We start from the raw sequence: 17,987 nt of genomic DNA, 5'->3' as shown, positions 1-17,987 counted from the left end.
ATGCTCCCCGCCGGGTCCGACGAAAACCGGCCCCGGAGGCGCCGCTGTCACCCGATCGGGGACAGGACGGAGGAGTTGGCCCTGCGGGTAGGCTTGTCACTCGTGTCAGCGCCCAACCTCGTCAACCTCGAGACCGTCTCCAAGAGCTACCCCGACCAGGTGGTCCTCGACGCGGTCTCCCTCGGCATCGCCGCCTCCCAGCGCGTCGGCGTCGTCGGCCGCAACGGCGACGGGAAGTCGACGCTGCTGCGCCTCATCGCCCGCGACGACGAGCCCGACTCGGGCCGCGTCGTGCACACCGGCGGCACCCGCGTGGCCGTGCTCGGCCAGACCGACGGCCTCGACGGCGCATCGACGGTGCGCGAGGCCCTGTTCGGCGGCGCCGACGCCCACGAGTGGGCCTCCGACCCGCGCGTCCGCGAGATCCTCACCGGCCTCTTCGGCGGCCTCGACGCGCCCGTGCTCCCCGAGGGGCTCGACTCCCGCATCGGGGTGCTGTCGGGCGGCGAGCGCCGCCGCACCGACCTCGCGCGGGTGCTCACCGCCGAGGCCGACCTGCTGCTGCTGGACGAGCCCACGAACCACCTCGACATCGAGGGGATCGCCTGGCTCGCAGGGCATCTGAACGCGACCCGGGCGGCGGTCGTGGTCGTCACGCACGACCGGTGGTTCCTCGACGAGATCTGCGACCGGATCTGGGACGTGCAGCGCGGCAATGTGTTCGAGTACGACGGCGGGTACTCCGCGTACGTGCTCGCGCGGGCCGAGCGCGAGCGGCAGGCGAACGTCGCCGAGGAGAAGCGCCAGAACCTCATGCGCAAGGAGCTGGCGTGGCTGCGCCGGGGCCCGAAGGCGCGCACGTCGAAGGCGAAGTTCCGGGTCGACGCCGCGAACGAGCTCATCGCGAACGAGCCGCCCGCGCGCGACACCGCCGAGCTGGTGTCGTTCGCGACCGGGCGCCTGGGCAAGACCGTGTTCGAGGCCCAGGACGTCACCGTCCGGGCCGGGGACCAGACGCTGCTGGAGCACCTGGACTGGATCCTGGGTCCGGGCAAGCGGATCGGGCTCCTGGGCGTCAACGGCGCCGGGAAGACCTCGCTGCTGCGCACGCTCGCCGAGGCGATCGAGGACAAGCAGCCGGCGCACGGGCGGATCAAGGTCGGCCGCACCGTCAAGCTCGCGTGGCTGACCCAGCACATGGAGGACCTGGACGGGTCGTGGCGGGTCCTGGAGGCCATCGAGCTGGTCGCCAAGCGGGTCCAGTTCGGCAAGAAGGAGATGAGCGCCGGGCAGCTCGCGGAGCGGCTCGGGTTCGTCGGGGGCCGCCAGCGCACGTTCGTGCGGGACCTCTCGGGCGGGCAGCGCCGCCGCCTCCAGCTCGCGCGGCTGCTCATGGCGGAGCCGAACGTGCTGTTCCTGGACGAGCCGACGAACGACCTCGACATCGAGACGCTGACGCAGCTGGAGGACTTGCTCGACGACTGGGCGGGGACGATGGTCGTGGTGAGCCACGACCGGTACTTCACCGAGCGGGTCGCCGACGAGACGTGGGCGCTGCTGGGCGACCGGCGGCTGCGGATGCTGCCGCGGGGCGTGGAGGAGTACCTGGAGCGGCGGGGCGCGGTGAAGTCCGCGGCCGAGCGGCCCGCGCCTTCGCAGGCGGCGCCGGCGGCGCGGCCCTCGGGGGCGCAGGACCGGGCCGTCCAGAAGGAGCTGTCCAAGCTGGAGCGGCGCCTGGAGAGGACGGACGAGAGGATCGCGGGCGTGCACGCCCAGATGGCCGCGTTCGCGACCGACCCCGGGAAGCTCGCGGAACTCCAGGGGGCGCTGTCGGCGCTGGAGGCGGAGAAGGACGAGATCGAGGAGCGGTGGATGGAGCTCGCGGAGTAGGCGCGGTCCCGTTGCCGCCCTTGATAATTCCTACCTTCTTGTAGGGATGGGGGCGGGCACCTCGGAGTCACGGCCCCATAACGGAGTCAAACATCCTACCAGTCCCGAACGCTCCCATACCGGTTGGTAACCGACTCTTCATTCACTGATTTATGGGGGTCTTCCAGGGTCTTCACTTTATGTTGTGACTTCCCTAACCTCGGTGTGAAAGCCCGAAAGGGCCGGTTCCACCGAACTGTGTCTTCCGCGCGGATGCGTCCCATCTTTTCGCTTCGCACGGTGAACAACTGAACCGAGAGGGAGTACCCCCCTATGACCGTCTCGCACCGTTCCGTCCGCCGAATATCCGCCGCTGCGATCGCAGGCGCGGCCGCGGTCGGCTCCATCACCTTCGGCGGCCTGGCCGCCCATGCCGAACCGCTCGGCGAGATCCTGAACGCCGCCTCGCCCGACGCCATCGCGGGCGAGTACATCGTCGTCCTCGACGACGGCGCCTCGTTCGCGACCGGTGTCGCCGGCGCCGAGGAGGACGGCGCCGACGTCGTCGCCACCTACCGGGGCGTCGACTCGTTCCTGGTGGAGTCCACCGAGGCGGAGGCGAAGTCGATCGCCGCGCAGGACGGCGTCGCGTTCGTCGAGCAGAACGCGGTCGTCACGGTCGCCGACGTGCAGACCGGCGCGACCTGGGGCCTCGACCGCATCGACCAGCTCGACCTCCCCCTCGACGGGGACTACGAGTACCTCGGCAACGGCGCGGGCGTGCACGCGTACATCGTGGACACCGGCATCAACGCCGGCCACACGGAGTTCACCGGCCGCGTCGGGGCCGGCTACGACTTCATCCAGAACGACGCGACCCCGCAGGACGGCAACGGGCACGGCACCCACGTCGCCGGCACCGTCGGCGGCACGACGTACGGCGTCGCGAAGAACGTGACCCTGCACGGGGTCCGGGTCCTCGACAACGCCGGCTCGGGCACCACCGCCGGAGTCGTCAACGGCATCAACTGGGTGCGCACCAACGCGATCCAGCCGGCCGTGGCGAACATGAGCCTCGGCGGCGGGTACTCCGCGTCCCTGAACAACGCGGTCGAGGCCGCCGTGGACGCCGGCGTCACCTTCGCCGTCGCCGCGGGCAACGAGGACCAGGACGCCTGCAACGTCTCCCCCGCCTCGGCGCCGTCCGCGATCACCGTGGCCGCCAGCGACAACACCGACACGCGCGCCTACTTCTCGAACTTCGGCTCGTGCGTCGACGTGTTCGCGCCCGGCGTGGGCATCACCTCCGCCTGGCACACCTCGACCACCGCCACCAACACCATCTCCGGCACGTCGATGGCCTCCCCGCACGTCGCGGGCGCCGCGGCGGTCTACCTGGGCCTGAACCCGGGCGCGACCACCGACGACGTGGCCGAGTGGGTCACCGGCAACGCCGCCGCGGGCCGCGTCTCCGACGTCCAGGGCAGCCCGAACCTGCTGCTGTACACCGGGACCGAGGACGGCGGGGGCGGACCGGGCGAGCCGAGCGACTGCGCCGCCACCAACTCCACCGCCCGCGCCATCGCCGACCGCGCCACCGTGACCTCGACCCTGGCGCTCGCGTGCGACGGCACCGCCCGCTCCAACAGCACCGTCGCGGTGAACATCACCCACACCTACCGCGGCGACCTCGCGATCTCCCTGATCGCGCCGGACGGGACCAGCTACACGCTGAAGAACTCCTCCAGCAGCGACTCGGCCGACAACGTCATCGCCACGTACACGGTGAACCTGTCGAACGAGACCGCGGCCGGGACCTGGACGCTGCGGATCGTCGACGCCTACGCCGGCGACACCGGCACCCTGAACACCTGGACCCTCGAACTCTGATTCGCCCCCACAACTGAATAGCGGGCGCCGGACGGCCCTCCCCGTCGGCCGCTGCACCGGACACCGCGACCTGGAGCCGTCGCACCCTCCAGCGGCAGCGCGACCGGGCCCTCCGGCACCCGCCCCCCGACTCGGCACCACCGGTCCGCTCAGGACCGACGTGGTCCGGAACCGGTCCCCACCTCCCACACCCCCGTCCCGGCACCGGACGCGCCGGGACCACCCGAAGGGATCGAACGTCCATGTCACCCATCAGAAAGAGGACGGGCGCCGCAGCGGCGCTCGCCGCCGCGGCGCTCACGGCGCTCGCGTTCACCGCCACCGCGGCCGAGGCCGCCCCGCAGTACGGCGCGATCCTCGGCGAGGACGCCGCCGGCGCCATCGCGGGCGAGTACATCGTCGTCCTCGACGAGGACGCCTCGTTCTCGTCGCAGGTGAAGAGCGTCGAGGAGGACGGCGCCGACGTCGTCGAGACCTACCGGGGCGTCGACGCGTTCCTCGTGGAGTCGACCGAGCTCGAAGCCCGGGAGATCGCCGCGCAGGACGGGGTCGCCTTCGTCGAGCAGAACGCCGCGTTCACCACCCAGGCCACGCAGACCGGCGCGACCTGGGGCCTCGACCGCATCGACCAGCGCAACCGGCCGCTGTCGGGCACCTACACCTACAACTACACCGGCGCGGGCGTGCACGCGTACATCGTGGACACCGGCATCAACGCCAGCCACACGCAGTTCAGCGGGCGCGTGGGCAACGGCTACGACTTCATCCAGAACGACTCGAACCCCCAGGACGGCAACGGCCACGGCACCCACGTCGCCGGCACCGTCGGCGGGACGATCCACGGCGTCGCCAAGGGCGTCACGCTCCACGGCGTGCGCGTCCTCGACAACGCCGGCTCCGGCACCACCGCCGGGGTCATCAACGGCATCAACTGGGTGCGCACCAACGCCATCAAGCCCGCCGTGGCCAACATGAGCCTCGGCGGCGGGTACTCCGCGTCCCTGAACAGCGCGGTCGCCTCGGCGGTCTCCTCGGGCGTCACCTTCGTGGTGGCGGCCGGCAACGAGTCCACCAACGCGTGCAACCGCTCCCCCGCCTCGACCCCGTCGGCGATCACCGTCGGCGCGACCACCTCGACCGACGCCCGCGCCAGCTACTCGAACTACGGCACGTGCGTGGACGTCTTCGCGCCCGGGTCCTCGATCACCTCGGCGTGGTACTCCTCGAACTCGGCCACCAACACCATCTCCGGCACGTCGATGGCCTCCCCGCACGTCGCGGGCGTCGCCGCCCTGTACCTCCAGGCCAACCCCAGCGCGTCCCCGTCCGCGGTGACGAACTGGATCACCTCCAACGCCACCACCGGCGTCGTGACCAACCCGGGCAGCGGCAGCCCCAACCGGCTGCTCTACACCTACCTCTAGCCTGGTGAGCGGCCCCCGCCGCTGATCCGGAGACGGGCCGAGGCCCTGCGCGCCAGCCGGTGCGCGGCGCCTCGGCCCGTTCGTCTGTTTCGGACACTAGGCGGTGGTTGGACATTCACTGATCTATAAATCCGGTACGAACCCTTTACACGATTTGTTCTCTCGTTTAGGCTCACTGCCAGGGTCTGACGGCCCGTCGCACGGCCGCAGCGCCCGGACGGGTGACGCGGACCGGGCCGAGGGGGCCCGGTCCGCGCGTCACCGCCCGCGCCCGGTCCCCGGCGTGCGGCGCCGCCGGCCCCGGGGCCCGTCCCCCGCTCCCCCCAGAGCACCGGGCCTCACCCGGACCACCCTCCCCCGGTGGCGCGGCCCAAGCACCGCCGCCGCCGGGACGACCGAAGGAGTTCCTCTTGTCAACGGCAGGAACCAGAAAGCCCCAGCGCCGCCGCGCCCGCACCGCGGCGGCCATCGCCGTCGCCGCGGTCGCCGCCGGCGGATCCGCCATCGCCGCCACCTCGTTCGCGAACGCCGAGGAGCCGGTGGAGGCGACCATCCTCGGCGCCGACTCCCCTGACGCGATCGACGGCTCGTACATCGTCGTCCTCGACGACGGCGCCGCCGGGCTCGGCGCCCTCGCCGACGACCTCGGCGTGGACGTCGACATCGAGCACACCCTCGACACCCTCAACGGCTACGTCGCCGAGCTCACCGAGGCCGAGGCGCTCGAACTCGCCGCCGACGAGGACGTGGCGTACGTCGAGCAGGACCAGACCGCGCACATCAGCGAGGTCCAGGCCGACCCGCCCTCGTGGGGCCTCGACCGGGTCGACCAGGACGCGCTCCCGCTCGACGCCGCCTACGAGTACACGCAGACCGGCGCCGGCGTCGAGGCGTTCGTGCTTGACACCGGCCTCAACGCCGCGCACACCGAATTCGCAGGGCGCGTGGGCGAAGGCTACGACTTCATCGACGACGACGCCGACCCCGCCGACGGCCACGGGCACGGCACCCACGTCGCCGGCACCATCGGCGGCACCACGTACGGCCTCGCCAAGGACGTGACCGTCCGGCCCGTCCGCGTCCTCGACGACAACGGCTCGGGCTCCTACTCGGCGATCATCGCCGGCATCGACTGGGTCGCCCAGAACGCCACCGGCCCGGCCGTCGCCAACATGAGCCTCGGCGGCGGCTTCAGCCAGGCCCTGAACGACGCCATCGCCGCCGCCGTCGACAGCGGGGTCGCCTTCGCGATCGCCGCCGGCAACGAGGGCCAGGACGCCTGCAACGTCTCGCCCGGCTCCGAGCCCTCCGCGATCACCGTGGGCGCCACCGACGAGGACGACGCGGCCGCGTCCTTCTCCAACTTCGGCGAGTGCGTCGACCTCCTCGCGCCCGGCGTCGGCATCACCTCCGCGTGGATCGGCGCCGACGACGCCGAGAACACCATCTCCGGCACCTCCATGGCGACCCCGCACGTCGCCGGCGTCGCCGCGCTCTTCCTGGAGGCCAACCCGGACGCGACCCCCGACGACGTGGCCGCCGCGCTCACCGGCGGGGCCGTGGCCGACGTCGTCACCGGCGTCAACGGCAGCCCGAACCTGCTGCTGAACACCGCGTTCCTGGGTTAGGCACCGCGACCCGAACCGATTGGGATGAGGAGACAGGGCCCGCGCCTTCCGGCGCGGGCCCTGTCGCATCCTCCTGGAATCAGGTCTTGCGGGCGATGCCGGCCATCTGGGTGCGCTCGTACGGCTCCAGCTCGGCGACCTCGCGCACGGGGCGGTCGGGCTCTTCGGGGAACCAGCGCGGGATGTACTCCAGGCCCGGCGCGACCATCTCCATGCCCAGGAAGTGGCTCTCCAGCACCGGGACCGGGCGCATCCAGCCGTTCCCGAGCGTCTCGATGCACGCCGCCGACAGGGCCGCCTGCTCCGGCTCGCCCGTGTCCGGCCACGACGTCAGCAGCAGGTGGCTGCCGGACGGCATGGCGCCCATGAGCGCCGCGATGATGTCGTTGGGGCGCTGCTCGTCGCTGATCTGCATGATCATCCCGACCAGCAGCAGCGCGATCGGGCGGTCGAAGTCCAGGAACGCGCGGATCTCGGTGCGCGACAGGATGTAGTCGGGGTCCAGGAGGTCGGCCTCGACCACGATCGCGGACTCGTTCCCGGCCAGGAGCGTGTTCGCGTGGGCGATCACCATGGGGTCGTGGTCGACGTAGACGACCTTCGCGTCCGGGTCGATCCCCGCCGCGACCTGGTGCGTGTTCTGCGCGGTCGGCAGCCCGCACCCGATGTCGAGGATCTGGTCCATCCCGGCGGTGCGCACCAGGTACTCCACGCCGCGGATGAGCGCGCTGCGGTTGAGCTTCGCGCACTCGCGCGCCTGCGGGATGTGCTGCGCGAACACGTCGGCGGCGACCCGGTCGACCGCGAGGTTGGTGGAGCCGCCCAGCAGCGCGTCGTAGACGCGCGCGGTGGCCGGGACGGAGGTGTCGGTGCCTGGCGGCAGCTCGATGTCGTCGTCGTGCATGGCCTGCCTTCCTGCAAGAACGCAACGGAGGCGCGGGGCCGCGGGCCCCGCAGGGGTCTGGAGTCGACGGTACCGGTTCTCCGGGGTGCGCGGCGCACACGCTGTGCGGCTCGGCCTCTCAGGCGCCGTTCGCCTCGCGCCACTCCTCCCACGTGATCGCGCCCTCGCCGAGCTGCTTGGCCCAGAACGAACTCCACGAGGTCTGGCTCGGGCCCGGCTCGTCGGGGGCGGCCGTGTACAGGGGATGGTCGGCCTCGACGGCGTCCTTGAGCCACACCTCCAGCTCGTCGAAGCCGCCGAGGGTCCACGAGCGCGCGTGGTACACGACCCCGGCGCCGCCGGTCTCCGCCTCCGCGAGGCCCGTGAACGGAGGCCAAGGGCTGGAACGGGTCCACGTGTTCACCACCGGCATCGCGCCCTCGGGCACGCGGCGGCCGCGGCACGCGTCCACGACGTCCTCGGCGACCATGAAGTCGAACAGCTCGAACGTCGTGTAGACCCCGCCCGGCAGCCCGAAGCCGTCCCCGAGCGTCGCGCCCAGGTCGGTGCGCGGCGGGATGTCCATGGTCCACACGAACTGCCCGTGCGCGGCCCGCGGCGGCGGCCCGGTGAAGGACGCGGCGATCGGGAAGGGGCCCTGGTTGACCGCGTCGTTGTTGACCGGCACCACCGGGTAGGTGCGGCCGTCGACGGGGTTCGCCCACTCGGTGAGGATCGTCGTCGGGTCGGCCGGGTCGGTGTAGAAGACGATCTCGCGCGTCAGCAGGTGCAGCAGGTTCGTGCCGGGCTCGCGGTGCAGGCGGCGGATGTTGTAGCCCTCGAAGCCGAACAGCTTGGCGCCGTGCCGAAGCGACGGCGCGAGCGCGTCCCCCGGCACGTCGGCGTACACCGAGCCCGAGATCCGGTAGACCATGTCCTCCCCGTCGGGCCGCCCCAGCAGCCGCAGGTAGGCGCGGCCGAAGGGCGACTCCACGAGCCGGTACAGCGGCGCGGGGTGCGCGGGGTCCTCGAACGGCATGGATCTCCTCTGGGCGGCGCGAACGGCCTCCAGTGTGGTCGAACCGGGACGGACTGTCAACGATCAGTGGAGACCCGGCTCGCACGGGCCCGCGCGGTCGCGTCGCCCTCCGGGAGGCCATGACGGGGGCGGACCCGACCGGTGATCCGGGGGTCTGCATGACTGCGCCGGGGGCCGTGCGGAATCGAGAATCGGGGGATCCGATTCCGATACGGAGGAGACCATGACACCCCCTGAATTCCAGAACGTCAGCCGCCGGGTGCTGCTGGGGACCGCGGCCGCCGTCGCGTCCGTGAGTGTGCCGGGCGCAGCGGCGGCCGCGAGCGGATCGCAGTCCGGTGACATCGAGGCCGAGGTGCGGCTGATCGAGGAGGAACTGATCGCGTTCCGGCGCGATCTGAACGCCAACCCCGAAGGGCCGGGCGAGGAGCGGCGCACCGCCGGGAAGGTCGCCGAGGCGCTGCGGGCCGCCGGGCTCGAGGTGCGGACGGGCGTCGGCGGGCACGGCGTCGTCGGGGTGCTGCGGGGGCGGCACCGGGGCCGGACGGTCGCGTACCGGGCCGACATGGACGCGGTGCCCGCCCAGGACCAGATCGGCGGCGGAACGGCCGCGAAGCACCTGTGCGGGCACGACATCCACACCACCGTCGGTGTCGGGGTCGCGCGGGTGCTGGCGAAGCTGCGGCGGCGACTGCACGGCACGGTCGTGTTCGTGTTCCAACCCGCCGAGGAGTCCCTGACCGGGGCCCGGGCGATGCTCGACGACGGCGTGTTCGCGCGGACCCGGCCCGAGGAGATCCACGCCCTGCACTGCGGATTCATGCCGGTGGGCGTGTTCGGGGTCAACCCCGGGTCGGGCATGCCGGGCCTGGACCGCGGTTCGGTCACGTTGGCGGGCGCGGACGCGGTCGAGCGGGCCGAGGCGCTGGCCGGGGAGGTCAACGCGCTCGGGACGGTGAGCGCGCCGCAGACCGGGGCCGACCTGGAACAACTCATCGCCGACCTCCAGGTGGAGGACGGGCCGCTCGCGTCGTTCGTGTTCATGCGCGCCAGCGCCGAGGAGGGCATGGTGCGGTTCTCGTCGCGGTGCTGGCCCGAGGACCGCTATCCGGAGGTCCGCGCGGACGTCGACCGCCTCGCGCAAGGCTACGGTTCGACGGCGGTGTACCCGGAGGACCCGTTCCCCGCGATGCCGTGCCCGGAGGCGGAGGCCAACGCGCTCAAGCGATTCCTGCGCCGGAACGGGCACGAGGTCGCGGTGATCCATGCGGCGCTGCCGTTCAGCGGGGAGGACTTCGGGCTGTTCATGGACGACCGGCCCGGCACCTACGCGTACCTCGGGGTCCAGGCGCCGGGGGCGGACGTGACGACGGCGTTCCCGCACTTCCCGGGGTTCACCCCCGATGAGGCCGCGATCGGCCACGGCGTGCGCGGCATGGCGGCGTGGCTGTCGGAGCGGTCCGGCTGCTGACACGCGAAGGGCGGCACCGCGAGTGCGGTGCCGCCCTTCGCGCTCGCTAGGCGGTGACGCGGTCGAGGACGATCGGGCCGCGTTCGGCGGGCGCGGCGCCGACGGACCACCGGCCGGCCAGGGACTCCTTCGCGGCGGCGAACCGGTCGGGGGTGTCGGTGTGGAGGCGGAAGACCGCCTCGCCGGCCTTGACGGGCTCGCCCAGGGTCTTCAGGATCTCCACGCCCGCACCGAACTGGACGGGCTGGCCCTGGCGCTCGCGGCCCGCGCCGAGGCGCCAGGCGGCGACGCCGACGGCGTAGGCGTCCATCTCGGCGACGAAGCCGTCCGCGTCGGCGGTGACCTCCTCGGTCTCGCGGGCGACGGGGAGCGGGGCGTCGACCTCGCCGCCCTGGGCGGCGATCATCCTGCGCCAGGCGTCCATCGCGCGGCCGTCCTTGAGCGCGGCGGCCGGGTCGGCGTCGGGCTGCCCGGCGGCGGCGAGCATCTCCTTGGCGAGGGCGACGGTGAGCTCGACGACGTCGGCGGGGCCGCCGCCGTCGAGGACCTCGACGGACTCGCGGACTTCGAGGGCGTTCCCGGCGGTGCGGCCCAAGGGGACCGACATGTCGGTGAGGAGCGCGCGGGTGTCGACGCCGTGGTCGGCGCCGAGGCGGACCATGGTCTCGGCGAGCTCCTTGGCCTCGGCGAAGTCCTTCATGAAGGCGCCGGAGCCGACCTTGACGTCGAGGACGATCGCGTCGGCCCCCTCGGCGATCTTCTTGCACATGATGGAGGACGCGATGAGCGGGATCGACTCCACAGTGGAGGTGATGTCGCGGAGGGCGTACAGCTTCTTGTCGGCCGGGGCGAGGTCGCCGGTGGCCGCGCAGATGACCGCGCCGATCTCCTTGAGCTGCTCGACGACCCGGGCCTCGGACAGGTCGACCTGGAAGCCGGGGATCGACTCCAGCTTGTCGAGCGTCCCGCCGGTGTGGCCGAGCCCGCGGCCCGACAGCTGCGGCACGGCGACGCCGAAGGCCGCGACGAGCGGCGCGAGCGGGAGCGTGATCTTGTCGCCCACCCCGCCCGTGGAGTGCTTGTCGACGCACCGCTTGCCGACCTGGGAGAGGTCGAGCGTGATGCCCGAGCGGATCATCGCGGCGGTCCAGTCGGCGATCTCGCGCGGCAGGGCCCCGTTGAGGAAGATCGCCATCGCGAGGGCCGACATCTGCTCGTCCGCGACGTCGCCCTTCGTGTAGGCGTCGATGACCCAGTCGATCTGCGCGGTCGACAGCTCGCCGCCGTCCCGTTTGGCGCGGATGACGTCCACAGCGGTGATCATTGGCGTTCCCTCACTAGTACCGATGGCGGAGACCCGAACGGCATCGGGGGCGCCCGCGGGCGGTCCCGATGCCGAGGGGTCGGATTCAGTCGGCGGACAGGTGGTCGGGCCCGAACGCGCCGGGCAGGAGCGCCCCGACGGTGGTCGGCTCCGGCCGCTCGTCCACGAGGCAGCCGGGGCCGCCGTGCTCGAACAGGAGCTGGCGGCAGCGGCCGCAGGGGGTGAGGGGGTCCCCCGCGCCGTCGACGCACGCGACGGCGACCAGGCGCCCGCCGCCGGTCGCGGCGAGCTGCGAGACCATGCCGCACTCGGCGCACAGGGTCAGGCCGTAGGAGGCGTTCTCGACGTTGCAGCCGGACACGGTCCGGCCGTCGTCGACGAGTCCCGCCACCCCGACCGGGTACTTCGAGTACGGGACGTACGCGTGCGTCATGGCCTCGCGGGCCTCGGCGCGCAGCGCCTCCCAGTCGATGTCCACAGTGGTGCCTCCCACCTACTTGTCCCCCGGGTTGTACGGCACGCCGTCGGCCGCCGGGGCCTTGGCCTTGCCGATGAGGCCCGCCACGACCACGAGCGTGACCGCGTACGGGAGCATCTGGAGGAACTCGCCGGGCACCGAGGAGCCGGCCGCGGAGAGGTCGCGGGCGATCTGGGTGGTGAAGCCGAAGATCAGGGCCCCGGCGAGGACGCCGAGCGGGTTCCAGCGGCCCACGATCATGACCGCGAGCGCGACGAAGCCGAGCCCGGCGGTCATGTTCTTGTTGAACGCCAGCGAGTTCCCGAGCGTGAACCAGGCCCCGCCGAAGCCGGCGAGGAGGCCCGCGGCGACCACGTTCCAGTAGCGGAGGCGGTTGACGTTGACGCCCATGGAGTCCGCGGCGGCCGGGTGCTCGCCGACCGCGCGGGTCCGCAGGCCCCAGCGGGTCCGGTACAGCAGGAACCACACGACGAGGACCATGACGAGGCCGACGTACACGAACAGCTTCTGCTGGAACAGGACCGGGCCGAGCACGGGGATGTCCGCGAGCGGGCCCCACGAGATGACCGGCACCGAGAACGCGTCGTTGAGCCCGTCGGCCTTCTTCAGCTGGTCGTACATGAAGCTGGTGAAGCCGAGCGCGAGCAGGTTGAGGATGACGCCGACGACGACCTGGTTCACCTGGTACTTGGTGGCCAGGAGCGCGAGGAGCATCGTCGAGAGCGAGCCGGCGATCATCGCGCCGGCGAGCCCGGCGTAGATGCTGCCGGTGATGTTCGCGACGAGGACGCCGGTGAAGGCGCCCATGAGGAACTGGCCCTCGATGCCGATGTTGATGACGCCCGAGCGCTCGCAGACGACGCCCGAGAGCGCGCCGAAGATGTACGGCATCGACAGGAACAGGGCGCCGGCGAGGATCGACTCGGCCCGGAAGACCGTGCCCTCCTGGGAGTACGCCCAGAACAGCAGCGCGAGCACGAACGCGGCGACCGCGGCGGCCGAGGCGGACTTGAAGCGGCGCTGCGGGAGTCCGACGCACATCCAGGCGCCCGCGGCGGCGCACGCGATCCCGAGGGCGAGGACGACGCCGAAGGTCGGCACGTCCCAGCGGACGTCGGTCAGGGTCTTGTCGAACGCGACCGTGGTCGAGTGCCCGCCGAGCCAGGTCAGCGCGACGACGACGAGCAGGGCCCCGAGGACGAGGTAGGTGATCCCGGCCTTCAGGTGGCGGGCCGGGGCGCGGTCGTCGACCAGGGCCGGCGCGGGCGCGGTGTCCACTGCCATGGGGCTCACCAGCCTTTCGCTTCGAGGGTGACCAGGCCGCCGCGCGGTGTGCGCAGGTGCAGGATCGCCTTGACCAGGGCCGGTGCGGCGATGAACAGCACGATGGTGGCCTGGAGCAGGGTCGAGATGTCGACCGGGACGTCCGGCTGGGCCGACAGCGCGCCGGCCTTCAAGGCGCCGAACAGGAGCGCGGAGGCGACGATGCCGCCGGGGTTGGCGCGGCCGAGCAGGGCCACCGTGATGCCGCTGAACCCGTAGTCGAGCGCGGTGTTCGTGGTGATGCCGCCGGAGGAGACGCCGAGCGCGAGGGCCGCGCCGCCGAGTCCGGCGAGGGCGCCCGCGGCGGCCATCGTGGTCGTGTAGGTCGAGCCGATGCGCATGCCCGCGGTCGCGGCGGCGTGCTCGTTGAAGCCGACCGCGCGGATGCGGAACCCGAAGGTGGACTTCGACAGCAGCCACCAGGTGAAGACCGCGGCGGCGATGCCGATGACCAGCGCGAGGTTGACGCGCAGGGAGGGGTTGAGCGAGGACAGGAGCGTCGGGAGGATCGCCGTGTCGTCGACCGGCTTGGAGACCAGGTCGGACTTGACAGTGGAGTGCAGGAACGTCGTGCCGAGCGCCCACACCAGGAACAGCGCGGCGATGTTGTTCAGCATGATCGACGAGATGACCTCGTGCGCACCGGTACTGGCCTTGAGGACGCCGGGGATGGCGCCGAACAGGCCGCCGGCGACCCCGCCCGCGATCACCGCGAGGGGCAGGTGCAGCCAGATCGGCAGGTCGAGGCTGAAGCCGACGATGAGCGCGCCCATCATGCCGAAGATCAGCTGGCCCTGGGCGCCGATGTTGAACAGGCCCGCGCGGAACGCGAGGCCGACGGCGAGGCCGGTGAAGATGAGCGGGGTCGCGTAGGTCAGCGTCTCCGACAGCGGCCGCAGGAGGTTCCCGAACTCGGCCTGGCCGGCCTGGTAGGACTCCAGGGTGTTGAAGTTGAGGATCGCGCCCTCGAACAGGGCGGTGTAGGACTCGACGATGAGGTCGCGGGAGGCGTACCAGGCGTCCTGGGGCCGCGCGAAGAAGTACGTGAACGTCGAGCGGGTGTACTCGTCGGAGACGATGAGGAGGATCGCGCCGATGAGGAACGCCAGCAGCAGCGAGTAGATCGTGACCATGACCGAGTTGGCCTCGGTCAGGTAGCGGCCGAAGAGCCGCATGAAGTTCGGCTTGTCCTCGGCGGGCTCGGCGGCCGGCGCGGGCGGCTCCGCCGGGGCCTCAGCGGTGGTGCTGTCGCTCATCGGTCACCTCCGTCGGTGTCCTCGTCGTTCAGGGGCTCGGTGTTCAGGGGCTCGGTGGTCGCGGGGGCTCCGGCGGCGCCGACCATGAGCCGGCCGATGACCTCGCGGGGCGTGTCGGGGGCGACCTCGCCGACGATGCGGCCGTTGTAGATCACGGCGATGCGGTCGGCCAGGGCGTAGATCTCGTCCAGTTCGGACGAGATGAGGAGGACCCCGGTCCCGGTGTCGCGCTCGGCGATGAGCCGGGAGTGGATGAACTCGGTGGCGCCGACGTCGACGCCGCGGGTCGGCTGCGCCGCGACGAGGAACCGGCGGGGCCGGGAGAACTCGCGGGCGATGATGACCTTCTGCTGGTTGCCGCCCGACAGCGACGAGGCCGACTCGTCGGGCGACTGGGTGCGGATGTCGAACTCCGCGATCGAGTCGACGGCGCGCTTGTGGACCGCGCCGGAGTCGACCACGCCGCGCTTGGAGTACGGCTCGTCCTTGTACTGGTTGAGCACGATGTTCTCGGCGACCGAGAACTCCGAGACGAGGCCGTCGCGGCCGCGGTCCTCGGGGATGTACCCGAGGCCGTCGGCGATGCGCCGGGCCGGGCCGCGCCCGTGCGCGTCGCGGCCGTCGATCGCGATGTACCCGGAGTCGGGCTTGAGGAGGCCGAGGATCGCGCGGGCGAGCTCGGTCTGCCCGTTGCCCTCGACGCCGGCGAGGCCGACGATCTCGCCGCCGTTGACGGTGAGTTCGAGCGCGTCGAGGACCTTGACGCCCGCGTCGGAGACGACGGTGAGGTCCTTGACCTCCAGGCGGGGCTCGCCGGGGACCGCGGGGGTCTTGTCGACCTGGAGCGAGACCGCGCGGCCGACCATGGCCGAGGCCATCTCCGACTCCGACGCGGTCGGCGCCAGCTCGGCGACGACCTTCCCGCGCCGGATCACGGTGATCTTGTCCGCGACGGCCTGGACCTCTTTGAGCTTGTGCGAGATGAACAGGATCGACGTCCCCGCCTGGGCGAGGTTGCGCATGATCTGGAGCAGCTCGGTGATCTCGGCGGGCGTGAGCACCGCCGTCGGCTCGTCGAGGATGAGCAGTTCGGTCTTGGGCCCGGAGAGGGCCTTGACGATCTCGACGCGCTGCTGGACGCCCACGGGCAGGTCCTCGCAGACCGCGTCGGGGTCGAGCCGGAGCCCGTACTGCTCCGACACGTCCAGGACGGCCTTGCGCGCGGCCCGGGCCGAGAGCACCCCCGCACCGCGGGTGTGCTCCCGGCCGAGCTGCACGTTGTCGGCGACACTGAAGGGCCCGACGAGTTTGAAGTGCTGGTGCACCATCCCGATCCCGGCGGCGATCGCGTCGCCGGGACCCGAGAAGGAGACCGGCTCCCCGTCGATGAGGATCTCGCCGCTGGTGGGCGTCAGGATCCCGTAGAGCATGTTCATGAGCGTCGACTTGCCCGCGCCGTTCTCACCCAGAACCGCGTGGATCTGGCCGGGCTCGACCACCAGGTCGATGTCGTCGTCGGCGGTGAACGAGCCGAACTTCTTCGTCAGGCCCTTCAGTTCGAGTCGCAATGCACGTCCCTCTTGAGATGGAAGCCGGTGCGGTCGACTACGGGGCGACCGGGCTGGCCGGGGACTCGACCACGAGCGAACCGTCGATGATCGCGGCCGTCAGGGCCTCGATCTCGGCCTTGGTCTCGTCGGAGACCGCGGCGTCGAAGTCGTGGAACGGCGCCAGGCTCACGCCCTCGTTCTCGAGGGTGCCGACGTAGGTGCCGTTGCCGGCCTCGCCGTCGAAGGCGGCCAGGACCGCGTCGCGGACCGCGTTGGCGAGGCCCTTCTCGGCGGAGGTGATGAGCTTCGAGCCGTAGTCGGTGGACTCGAATCCGTCGGTGTCGACCCAGATCGCGTTGACCGCGTCGCCCGCTTCCTCGGCGGCGGTGAGCGCGCCGATGCCGGCGGGGCCGGCGACCGGGAAGAGGATGTCGGCGCCCTGGCTGATGAACGTGTCCGAGGTGGACTTGCCGGCGGCGGCGTCCTCGAAGGAGTTCAGGAACGTGCCGGTCTGCGCGGCCTCGTCCCAGCCGAGCAGCTTGACGTCGGTGCCCTTGTCGGCGTTGTGCTTGGCGATGCCCTCGGCGAAGCCGTCCATGAAGATGGTCACCGGCGGGATCTGCATGCCGCCCCAGGTGGCGACGGTGCCGGTCTGGGTCTGCGACGCGGCGACGTAGCCCGCGAGGAAGGCCGACTGGGCGGTGTCGAACTGGATCGAGTAGACGTTGTCGGTCTCGACCGGGTTGCCCTCGGCGTCCGACGGGGTGCCGTCGACGATCGCGAAGCCGACACCGGTGTTCGCCTGGGCGGCGGTGGTGACGTTCGCGGCCATGAGCCCGCCGACGCCGACGATGAAGTCGCAGCCGTCGTCGACCGACGACTGGAGGTTCGGGTCGTAGTCGTCGGTGTTCGCCGACTCCTTGTAGCTGACCGCGATGTCCGAGTTCTCGTCCGCGGCCGCTTCCATGCCGGCCCATGCGGACTCGTTGAACGACTTGTCGTCGATCCCGCCCGAGTCGGTCACCATGCAGGCGCTGAACGACGCGTCGGCGTTGTCGCCGCCGTTCGAGTCGGACGGTGCGTCGCCGCAAGCGGCGAGCGCGGCGAGGCCGACGGCGGAAAGGCCCGCCACGGCCAGCTTGAACGGCTTGACAGCCATTACGGTCTCCTTTGACGATCCAAGGGGGTAAGTCGATACCCGCCTAATCATGGCCGCACTTGATGGCCTCTGACACGCTCCTTGATGATTTCGTTACCGAAACATCCTATGACTGAGACCAGGAGTGATCAGGTGTTTCGCCACTACTACGGCGGTATTGCCGCGACATGCGGCTGCGGGGGTTACAGCGGGGTGAACCGGGCGCGCGGCTACTGCCAGAAGACGGCGACTCCCGCGGTGACGGCGATGAGCGCGCCGGTGGCCCAGAAGTGCCCGGCCGCGACCTTCTCGCGCTTCTTCCACACGGGAACGGCGATCATGACGGCGAGCAGCAGCGCGAGCACGGCCTTGACGCCGATCTTCGCGTGGTTGGCGTCCGGTTCGGCACTGGCCAGGCCCGCGAGGACGATGCCGGTGGCGAGCTGGACGGCGATGCCGTAGAGCATCGCGGTGTTGAAGCCGTACTTGCGCGACAGCCACGCGACCGCCCAGCCGCCGAAGACCGCGGCGAAGCCGAGCAGGTGGAGGTACCGGAGGACGAGGTGCACGAGATCCATGCCGCGGAGTATTCCAGAGTGCGGGACCGGTGACGCTGGAGCACCGCCGGTCCCGAGTCGCGATCACATCGCGGCGCATTCGCGTCGCGGACCGCGAACGGGCGCCGCGGCCCCGCGCTGCGTGGGCCGGTCGGCC

At 71.6% G+C, this 17,987-nt stretch carries 14 protein-coding genes; 5 read left to right on the top strand and 9 right to left on the bottom strand.

Annotation, left to right across the window (positions count from 1 at the left end; genetic code table 11):
* The first annotated feature begins 102 nt into the window (after positions 1–102).
* The 4 genes from BLS99_RS16520 to BLS99_RS16505 all read left to right on the top strand — a co-directional run bounded on the left by BLS99_RS16520 (position 103) and on the right by BLS99_RS16505 (position 6,811).
* Entirely contained in the window at positions 103–1,890 is a 1,788-nt protein-coding gene (locus tag BLS99_RS16520; RefSeq protein WP_245712276.1) for an ABC-F family ATP-binding cassette domain-containing protein, read from the top strand.
* Between the two features lie 312 nt (positions 1,891–2,202).
* On the top strand, positions 2,203–3,759 hold the full coding sequence (locus tag BLS99_RS16515; RefSeq protein ID WP_091052134.1) for a S8 family serine peptidase: 1,557 nt from the start codon (positions 2,203–2,205) through the stop codon (positions 3,757–3,759).
* A 242-nt stretch (positions 3,760–4,001) separates the two neighbouring features.
* The gene (locus tag BLS99_RS16510) at positions 4,002–5,183 is read left to right on the top strand and encodes a S8 family peptidase (RefSeq protein WP_091052132.1); all 1,182 of its coding nucleotides are present in this window, start codon (positions 4,002–4,004) and stop codon (positions 5,181–5,183) included.
* A 410-nt stretch (positions 5,184–5,593) separates the two neighbouring features.
* Positions 5,594–6,811, top strand: coding sequence for a S8 family peptidase (locus BLS99_RS16505; RefSeq protein WP_091052130.1), 1,218 nt, complete (start codon positions 5,594–5,596; stop codon positions 6,809–6,811).
* A gap of 79 nt (positions 6,812–6,890) precedes the next feature.
* On the opposite strand, the gene BLS99_RS16500 is transcribed toward BLS99_RS16505, so the two are convergent.
* Together BLS99_RS16500 and BLS99_RS16495 are read right to left on the bottom strand one after the other, a co-directional pair.
* Positions 6,891–7,715 carry an SAM-dependent methyltransferase gene (locus BLS99_RS16500; protein WP_091052128.1) on the bottom strand — a complete coding sequence of 275 codons (825 nt, stop codon included), beginning with the start codon at positions 7,713–7,715 and terminating at the stop codon, positions 6,891–6,893.
* Between the two features lie 118 nt (positions 7,716–7,833).
* Positions 7,834–8,733: a DUF1838 family protein gene (locus tag BLS99_RS16495; protein ID WP_091052125.1), complete on the bottom strand. Its 900-nt coding sequence runs from the start codon at positions 8,731–8,733 to the stop codon at positions 7,834–7,836.
* Positions 8,734–8,956: 223 nt separating this feature from the next.
* Here BLS99_RS16495 and BLS99_RS16490 point away from each other — a divergent pair, with 223 nt between their 5' ends.
* Positions 8,957–10,204 carry a M20 metallopeptidase family protein gene (locus BLS99_RS16490; protein ID WP_091052122.1) on the top strand — a complete coding sequence of 416 codons (1,248 nt, stop codon included), beginning with the start codon at positions 8,957–8,959 and terminating at the stop codon, positions 10,202–10,204.
* Positions 10,205–10,250: 46 nt separating this feature from the next.
* On the opposite strand, the gene BLS99_RS16485 is transcribed toward BLS99_RS16490, so the two are convergent.
* From BLS99_RS16485 to BLS99_RS16455, 7 genes are all read right to left on the bottom strand, one after another.
* Positions 10,251–11,528, bottom strand: a complete 1,278-nt coding sequence (locus BLS99_RS16485; protein ID WP_176953390.1) for a thymidine phosphorylase — start codon at positions 11,526–11,528, stop codon at positions 10,251–10,253.
* Positions 11,529–11,613: 85 nt separating this feature from the next.
* The gene (locus tag BLS99_RS16480) at positions 11,614–12,021 is read right to left on the bottom strand and encodes a cytidine deaminase (protein ID WP_281243614.1); all 408 of its coding nucleotides are present in this window, start codon (positions 12,019–12,021) and stop codon (positions 11,614–11,616) included.
* Complete coding sequence (locus tag BLS99_RS16475; protein ID WP_091052117.1) at positions 12,022–13,290, bottom strand: ABC transporter permease; 1,269 nt, start codon at positions 13,288–13,290, stop codon at positions 12,022–12,024. It abuts the gene before it with no gap.
* 5 nt (positions 13,291–13,295) lie between these two features.
* Positions 13,296–14,585: an ABC transporter permease gene (locus tag BLS99_RS16470; RefSeq protein WP_091052115.1), complete on the bottom strand. Its 1,290-nt coding sequence runs from the start codon at positions 14,583–14,585 to the stop codon at positions 13,296–13,298.
* Positions 14,582–16,153 carry an ABC transporter ATP-binding protein gene (locus BLS99_RS16465; protein ID WP_091052113.1) on the bottom strand — a complete coding sequence of 524 codons (1,572 nt, stop codon included), beginning with the start codon at positions 16,151–16,153 and terminating at the stop codon, positions 14,582–14,584. The genes BLS99_RS16470 and BLS99_RS16465 overlap by 4 nt, the downstream gene beginning before the upstream one ends.
* Positions 16,154–16,190: 37 nt before the next feature.
* The gene (locus BLS99_RS16460; protein WP_091052111.1) at positions 16,191–17,294 is read right to left on the bottom strand and encodes a BMP family lipoprotein; all 1,104 of its coding nucleotides are present in this window, start codon (positions 17,292–17,294) and stop codon (positions 16,191–16,193) included.
* A gap of 209 nt (positions 17,295–17,503) precedes the next feature.
* Positions 17,504–17,851 (bottom strand): hypothetical protein, encoded by a 348-nt coding sequence (locus BLS99_RS16455; RefSeq protein WP_091052109.1) that lies wholly within the window; start codon positions 17,849–17,851, stop codon positions 17,504–17,506.
* Positions 17,852–17,987: the final 136 nt, after the last annotated feature.

It is taken from the genome of Glycomyces sambucus (genome assembly GCF_900102815.1).
GTDB lineage: Bacteria > Actinomycetota > Actinomycetes > Mycobacteriales > Micromonosporaceae > Glycomyces > Glycomyces sambucus.
This window is presented reverse-complemented; position numbering and strand designations above follow the sequence as displayed.